This window comes from Robinsoniella sp. RHS (assembly GCF_001029355.1).
Lineage (GTDB): Bacteria > Bacillota > Clostridia > Lachnospirales > Lachnospiraceae > Robinsoniella > Robinsoniella peoriensis.
In genome coordinates this window covers 1-7496 of sequence record NZ_JNGB01000042.1, presented here as the reverse complement: position 1 = coordinate 7496, position 7496 = coordinate 1, and the positions used below count along the sequence as shown (strand labels likewise).

General features: G+C 41.0%; 5 protein-coding genes. 2 read left to right on the top strand and 3 right to left on the bottom strand.

Annotated features, from left to right (window positions below; translation table 11 throughout):
• Positions 1 to 87: 87 nt before the first annotated feature.
• Both RHS_RS17610 and glyA read right to left on the bottom strand, forming a co-directional pair.
• Positions 88 to 1587: a biotin/lipoyl-binding protein gene (locus RHS_RS17610; RefSeq protein ID WP_047833918.1), complete on the bottom strand. Its 1500-nt coding sequence runs from the start codon at positions 1585 to 1587 to the stop codon at positions 88 to 90.
• 147 nt (positions 1588 to 1734) lie between these two features.
• Positions 1735 to 2973: a serine hydroxymethyltransferase gene (glyA, locus tag RHS_RS17605; RefSeq protein WP_027293598.1), complete on the bottom strand. Its 1239-nt coding sequence runs from the start codon at positions 2971 to 2973 to the stop codon at positions 1735 to 1737.
• A gap of 177 nt (positions 2974 to 3150) precedes the next feature.
• On the opposite strand from glyA, the gene RHS_RS17600 reads away from it, so the two are divergent.
• Entirely contained in the window at positions 3151 to 3420 is a 270-nt protein-coding gene (locus RHS_RS17600; protein WP_027293597.1) for a DUF1294 domain-containing protein, read from the top strand.
• An 11-nt stretch (positions 3421 to 3431) separates the two neighbouring features.
• Positions 3432 to 4538, top strand: a complete 1107-nt coding sequence (locus tag RHS_RS17595) for a hypothetical protein (protein WP_044293070.1) — start codon at positions 3432 to 3434, stop codon at positions 4536 to 4538.
• A gap of 48 nt (positions 4539 to 4586) precedes the next feature.
• Here the strand turns inward: RHS_RS17595 and RHS_RS31305 are convergent.
• On the bottom strand, positions 4587 to 7496 hold a 2910-nt coding region (locus RHS_RS31305; protein WP_395022836.1), incomplete at its 5' end, for a leucine-rich repeat protein.

Genomic DNA, 7496 nt, shown 5'->3' with positions numbered 1-7496 from the left:
CCTTTAATACCGGGACAACCATTTTGCCCTGAATATAATCTTTATAGATATGATCTAACTCAAGAATCACTTTGTTGCCTCCATTTCTTAATTGCCTGCTGAAGCCGGCGCAGAACCATCACCTTCAATCGTTACAGGTCCCGGCGATACTACACTTCCTTCAACGTCATTTTCATCCATTGCATCATCAGCTCCATCATCATCACCTGGCGCAATCTCTGCTTCGCCGCCTTCGTCGCTGCCATTAATCTCCTGAACATCCATGCTGCCGGATACGCCATTTCCTGCATCCATTCCGCCATCCATGCTTCCTCCCGGCATTACACCTTCACCGCCCTGAAGATCTTCTGCTCCGCCGCCGCTGCCTTCATCTGAATCATTCTGTCCTGACAGATCGTTGATATTTCTGGTTACCGGAGCCCCGGCTTCTATCGTATCATCCGGATAAGCAATGTAATCTTCCGCAGTCAGTCCCTCTGTAATCTGATATTTCTGAAGATCCTCATCAAATTCTCCAAGAGTTACTTTTCGTTTTTCCAGTTTATCTTTGGAGTCTGCTGCCCATACATAGGCTTCTTCCGGTTTTTCTTCATCCATAACCAGATAGTAGCTGTCCAGCCAGATTCCATCTTTATGATCTTCCTGCCCATTATCCATTTCGATATAAACGTGCTGACCCAGCATTAAACCATCAGCTGAATCCAGAATTACATAAAATGGATAATTGCTGGAAGATGTCTCAGAACTTCCACTGCTCATATACATACTGTTCTGGCCGGATTCCGGCTTGTCTGTTTCTACTGACGTTAGTGTTCCCTTCCAAGTTTTATCCTCATCCACTCTGGAACGGATAATAACCGGATTGCCTTCAATTATGGAAGACATATTCTGTTCATTGACTTTTCCTTTTACACGGTAATCCCCGGTAGCCAGTACCGTCATAAATGGTTCTGCTTCGCCGGTACTCGTTGTTGCAGTACCATCCTTATTAATGGACTTTACAACTCCGCCGATTTCACTGAGTACATCCGCATTTGCAATGGTCTTTTTCAGATTTTCAATTTCCACTGCTTTCGTTTTCTTTTCATACTCTGACCGCTTTACAGAGTTCTGGGCTGTCTGGATCTGTGTTGTATAGCTCAGCTGTTCATCTGCACCAGCTTCCTTTTTCTCCTTCTCCAGCTCAGCAATATTATTATTAGCCGTATCTATATCAGACTGAATACGTTCAAGATCAATCTGAGACTGATTCAGGGTATCTTCAGAGTCCTGGGTATCATAGGTAAATAACTTATCCCCTACTTTAACCTCCTGCCCCTCTTCTACATAGATTTCTTTTATTTTCTTATCCTGAGAAACTTCAATTTTCCAGGTTTCCTGGGGTTCTACAACACCGGAATATCTCCCGTTCAAACCATCCCCGCTGGATAGACCGGCAAGATTTGCCACGGAATCCACATATACGACATTCTTACCTGAAGCTGAGCCTGTCCCTCTGAATTTGAAAAACCATATCGCTAAACCTATTACTGCCAAGACAAGGATAACTGCTATAACAATTATAAGTTTCTTTTTCTTCTTATCCATCGTTTTCCTCCATAAATCCATAATAATGTTGATTATACCACCTGCCACTAAGCGTGTCATTAAGAATTCATTAAATTCACATAAAATTCAAAAAACCACCTTTTCCTGATTTACTGCCTGTTCAGGAAAAAGTGGTTTCTAATTAATCTATGATAATGGATATTTTTCGGTCAGGCTCTGTACAAGTGCCAATGCTTTATCATGGTTTTCTTCCGGTGACTGAAGCATCATTGCAATAGCTTCAGCAATGATATCCATATCAGCTTCTACCATACCTCTGGCTGTTACTGCAGGTGTTCCAAGTCTTACACCGCTTGTTACAAATGCCGACTGGGGATCATTTGGAATTGTATTCTTATTGCAGGTGATATTAACGCTGTCTAAAATTTTCTCAACTGCTTTTCCGGTCTGTCCAAGAACGGATAAATCAACCAGCATCAGGTGATTATCTGTACCTCCGGATACAATCTTAATACCACGGCTCATCAGACCTTTGCTCAGTGCCTGGGCATTCTTAACAATATTTTTCTGATATTCTTTATATTCATCGGATAATGCTTCTTTAAAGCAGACTGCTTTTGCTGCAATCACGTGCATCAGAGGTCCTCCCTGAATTCCTGGAAATACTGCTTTATTGAAGTTGAATTTTTTTGCTGTTTCTTCACTGCATAAGATCAAACCACCACGTGGTCCGCGAAGTGTCTTATGGGTTGTCGTTGTTACAACGTCAGCGTATGGGATTGGGCTTGGATGAACTCCGGCTGCTACCAGTCCTGCAATATGTGCCATATCGACCATCAGATATGCATTTACTTCATCTGCAATCTCCCGGAATTTCTTAAAGTCGATGGTTCTTGCATATGCGCTTGCACCTGCAACGATCATTTTCGGTTTTGATTCCAGGGCAATTCTTCTTACTTCTTCATAATCGATAAAGCCTTCATCATTTACCCCATAAGGAACCGCATTAAAATAAGCTCCGGACATATTAGCCGGACTTCCATGTGTCAGATGTCCGCCGTGTGCAAGATTCATTCCCATCACGGTATCTCCTGGCTTTAACATTGCAAAAAATACAGCCATATTAGCCTGTGCTCCGGAATGGGGCTGAACATTTGCATAAGTACATCCAAAAATCTCTTTTGCTCTTTCTATGGCCAGAGTTTCAACAACATCCACACATTCGCATCCGCCATAATAACGCTTACCCGGATACCCTTCTGCATATTTGTTTGTCAGCGGGCTTCCCATTGCCGCCATTACTGCTTTACTAACCCAGTTTTCAGATGCTATCAACTCTATATGGCTGTTTTGCCGATCCTGTTCTGCTTCGATTGCCGACGCTACCTCTGGGTCTACTGACCTTACTTCATCCAGTGAATACATATTCAATCCTCCTAAGATATTTTAACACATTGCAGTATTAATATATCGGTTTTTTCAAAAATTGTCAAGAGGTTTGACAATCTGCCCTTTTTCGTATAAACTATAGTAGATGACACAGATTCAGTATGAGATGAAACTTATTACTAAATTTGTCAAATACTGTCGAAAGGATTTCACATGTACTCAATTACAACATTTTATCTTATTCTGATCAATCTTATTGGTTTCCTTTCCATGGGTCTGGATAAGAGCAAAGCAAGGCGCGGCAAATGGCGCATAAAGGAACGGACACTATTCCTCATTGCTCTGGTTGGCGGAAGTACCGGTTCTCTGTGCGGTATGTATTTTTTTAGACATAAGACAAAACACAGATCATTTGTTATAGGAATCCCTGCTATATTAATTTTACAGGCAGCCGGATTCGTTAGTTACTATTTTATTTTTTAAAGGAGACTCCCATGAAGAAATATTCCATCAGATTGTTATTGTCTGTACTTTTTTTATGTGTGATATTTGTTCCGCTCTCAGGCTGTACGGACAGTGCACCCAAAAAAACCGTAAAAAAAGAACTTAATCTGATCCAGCATCTGGATGAAAATACAATCAAGTCTTTCATTTCCTATGAAGACATGATACATACTCACTCCAGCTCTGAAGCAATCAGCCCGGAAGCAACCGAATCCATTAAATTATTTTTCAAGAACTTCACTTACAAAATTAAATCGACAAAAATTGACGGCGATCATGCGACTGTTGCCGTCGAAATCAAAAATCTTGATACAAATGCACTGGCCAAGGATCTTTGCAAAGCCCTCATTGCCCAAAGTGCTTCCTTAGAGAACGAATCCCAGGAAATCTCCGGTTTAACTCCCTACTTCACTTTATTACACAATTTTCTATCCAAGAACAGCTATGACCTTATCACTACAACTGCAGAAATCCCACTTACCAAAAACGATGATAACTGGTCTATCGATAATTCACCTGAATTAGAAGATGCCCTGGTCAGCGGTTTTGTTTCCCAGTTAAAAAACCCTTACCTGATTACACCGGAAGAAGTTCTATCCATATACATGGAGAGCTTTAAAAAACTGGATGCAAAGGGTTGGATACAGTATCTGGGAATGGAAGATATTTTCGCCACCGGAAATGCTCTCTATCCGGAAATCGACCTTGCATTGGCAGACCAGATCGAAAAATATTTTGATTATAAGATACACACTTCCACGCAGGACGAAAATTATGCAACTGTCAATGTGGATATTACCAGTCTGGACTTGGAAAGTGTACTTCATACATACCGGGATCTTCTTATGAAATATGCCAATACAACCGCTGCAATAAGAGCAACGGATTCGGAGTTGTCGGACAAGACCTCCAAGTATCTTTTAGAAGCGTTAAAAGCTAATAAACAGGCAATTACCAAAAATATAGACCTAAAGCTGGCAAATGACGGGTCAAGCTGGGTTCTTCAGCTGAATGACGGCTTTTCTGATGCCCTTCTTGGAGATATCAGCGCTGCACTTTCCGCATTCAGCCAGCCGGAAAGTGAAGAAAATTCATAATGTAATAAAAAACGGAAACTACATGCAGATGCAGTTTCCGTTTTTTATTTATTTTACTTTTACCGCTGCGGCTTTACTGTAAGATCCGTAAATACGCTTTCCGGTAGAGTCTTCTTTATATGCACGCACCTTTACATAATACTTTCTGCCGCTTTTCAGCTTCTTAACAGTCTTGTTCAGCAATCCCGTATTCAAAGACTTTTTGCCTTTTGTAAAGGAAGAATTTGCTGCATATAAAATCTGATAGCCCTTTGCTCCCTTTACCTCTTTTGTGGAAACAACCATCCGGGTCTTCGTTGTACTGGATAAGCTGATCCCAGATACTTTTTTCACTTTAACCTTTGTCCACTGGGCATAGACGGTGCGGTTCTTTGCCGACTTAATCTTTTTGTCAGAAGTAATTTTACTTCCGCCCTTTTTCTTGGTATACCAGCCTTTAAACTCATATCCTGCTCGTTTAGCAGATGGCAGTGTTCCATAGAATGATCCGTATTTAATGGTCTTAGATGCCTTACCAGACTTACCACCATTACCATTAAACTTAACTTCATAATTCATTTTTGAAGGTATGGTTACCTTTTTGCCCTTCTTCACCTTATTGTTACCACTGCCTTTTGAAGCTACGATTTTGCTGATGTTCTTACAGTTCTTTCCGTAATCCAGAGTTAAGCCTGAGCCATTAATTCCTGCATTGTAGAAAGTCTGGAAGTAAGCCTCTAAGCCGTCGATTTCATCATCGCCTCCATAAGCTCCATCTTCAAAGATCGGTTTTCTCAGATCTGCATTAATGATCATTTTACCCTGCAGATTTACACACTCTTTAAAGGTATTGATCATGTTATTTACACTCTTTGGTATATCTGGAGCCTGACGTAAACTGGTACAATAAGTAAATGTTCCCATCATATCCTGAACATTATTTGAAATGGCATAGACCTGGGTTAATTTACTGCAACCAGAAAATGTATAACGCATAGAGGTTACGGAATCCGGAATCTCGGTTGCTGTTTTTAAGGAACTGCAGCCCTGGAAAGTGCTGTACATCTCTTTTACTCCATTTGGTATGGATGGTGTCTTTGTTAAACTTTTACAATTATAGAATGTTTCATGCAGAGAAGTTACACCCTTTGGTATAGCCGGTGCCTTCTTTAAACTTTCACATCCGCTGAATGTATTTGATAAATTTCTTACCGTTGCCGGAATCTTCGGGGCATCCTCCAAGCTGGAACATCCCTCAAAAGTGTAATAAAGATTCTTTATTTTTTCCGGAAGTACCGGTGCGTTCTTTAACTTTTTACAGCCACGGAAAGTCTCTTCTAAATTGGTAACACCTGATGGTATTTTTGGAGCTTTTGTAATGCTTACACATCCTGAAAATGTCGCCTCCATATTTGTCACACCGGAAGGTATGGACGGTGCATTGGTGATTTTTTCACACCCTTTCAGATATCCGCTTAAATCTTTTATCTTCTTCGGTATGGATGGTGCTTTTGTTAAATTACTGCAGCCGGAAAACGCAAATCTTAAGTCCTTCACACTGGATGGGATAGACGGTGCCTTCGTTATACTTCTGCAGTCCTCGAAAGCTCCGGATATATTCTCTGCTTTTAACGGCAGCTCAGGGATCTCCAGCAGATTAATACATCCTGAGAAAATCTGAGATAAATCAGTGGCACCCTGTGGTAAATTTTCTACTTCTTTGAGCGCTGTACATCTGGTAAATGCACTGCTGATATCTTTAATATTTTTATTCTGGGGCAGATCATAAAATTTTTCCAGACTGGTACAATCCTGAAATACACCTTTTAAATTTACTACACTGTCCGGTATTCCGGATACTGTCTTCAGCCCGCTGCATTCTGCAAAGGCATATTGCATATTATTATCTTCATACTTAACTCCACTCTCAAACTGAATGGATGCAATCAGCCTGTTTTTACTAAATACCCCGTTTTTTGCCCGATCCCCGGTTTTACCTACCACGATCGCATAATCTGTATTGCTGAGTTTTATTTTGTCAGGAACAACGACCGTGGCATCGCTTCCAATATATTTACGCACGGTAATCGTCTTCGTCTTTTCATTTACATCATAATTCCATTTACTTGAAAAATTCTCGTATCTCCAGACTGCAAATAATCTCTGGTCTTCTTTTAAACTGTAAACCGTCTCGGAGGTAACAATTTGCGATCCAATCTTATCCGTACTCCATCCGGCAAAATGATAACCTGTTTTTACGGGTGTTGGAAGCTCCCCATACTTGTCACCGGTTTTCACGGACTTTCTGTCCGGATTCACCGTACCGCCATTCGCATCAAAGTAAAGCTGGTATCTTCCGGTACTTGGAACGGTAACCAGCTTCCCTTTCGTTACCTTATTGTTCCCTGCACCCCTGGTTGCAATAATCTGATCAATATTTTTACAATCCGCCGTGTAATTTACGATCAATCCACTGCCGCCTGTGGCTACATTCAGGAAACAGTTCTGGTTCCCATGAATTAATTTGCCTTCATTGTTATAATAATCCCGCGGATTTCCGGACAAAACCATTTCTCCCTGTAGTTTACTACAATCTTCGAAAGTGCTTCTCATATCGATAACACCATCCGGTATAGCAGGAGCCTGTACAAGATTGGTACAGCCCTTAAATGCATTTTGAAGATATATTACACTGTCTGGTAGCACAGGAGCTTTTATCAAACTGGTACAGCCTTCAAATGCATACTGCATATCCACTACTCCATTTTTAATTTCCAGTATCTCAACCAGACTTGTACATTGGCTGAAGGTATTATTCAGATAAACGACACTGGATGGGATAACCGGAGCTTTTACTAATTTTACACATCCACTGAAAGTTGCAACCATACTCACAACATGGTCTGGTATCACAGGTGCCTCGCTTAAACTGCTGCATCCATCAAATGCTGCGTCAAGATTTGTAACCGTATTCGGAAT

What these genes read in the sequence shown, in the direction of transcription:
- RHS_RS17595 (WP_044293070.1), top strand. Translation starts at nt 3,432, where the DNA reads ATGAAGAAATATTCCATCAGATTGTTATTGTCTGTACTTTTTTTATGT.
- RHS_RS17600 (WP_027293597.1), top strand. Translation starts at nt 3,151, where the DNA reads ATGTACTCAATTACAACATTTTATCTTATTCTGATCAATCTTATTGGT.
- glyA (WP_027293598.1), bottom strand. Translation starts at nt 2,973, where the DNA reads ATGTATTCACTGGATGAAGTAAGGTCAGTAGACCCAGAGGTAGCGTCG.
- RHS_RS17610 (WP_047833918.1), bottom strand. Translation starts at nt 1,587, where the DNA reads ATGGATAAGAAGAAAAAGAAACTTATAATTGTTATAGCAGTTATCCTT.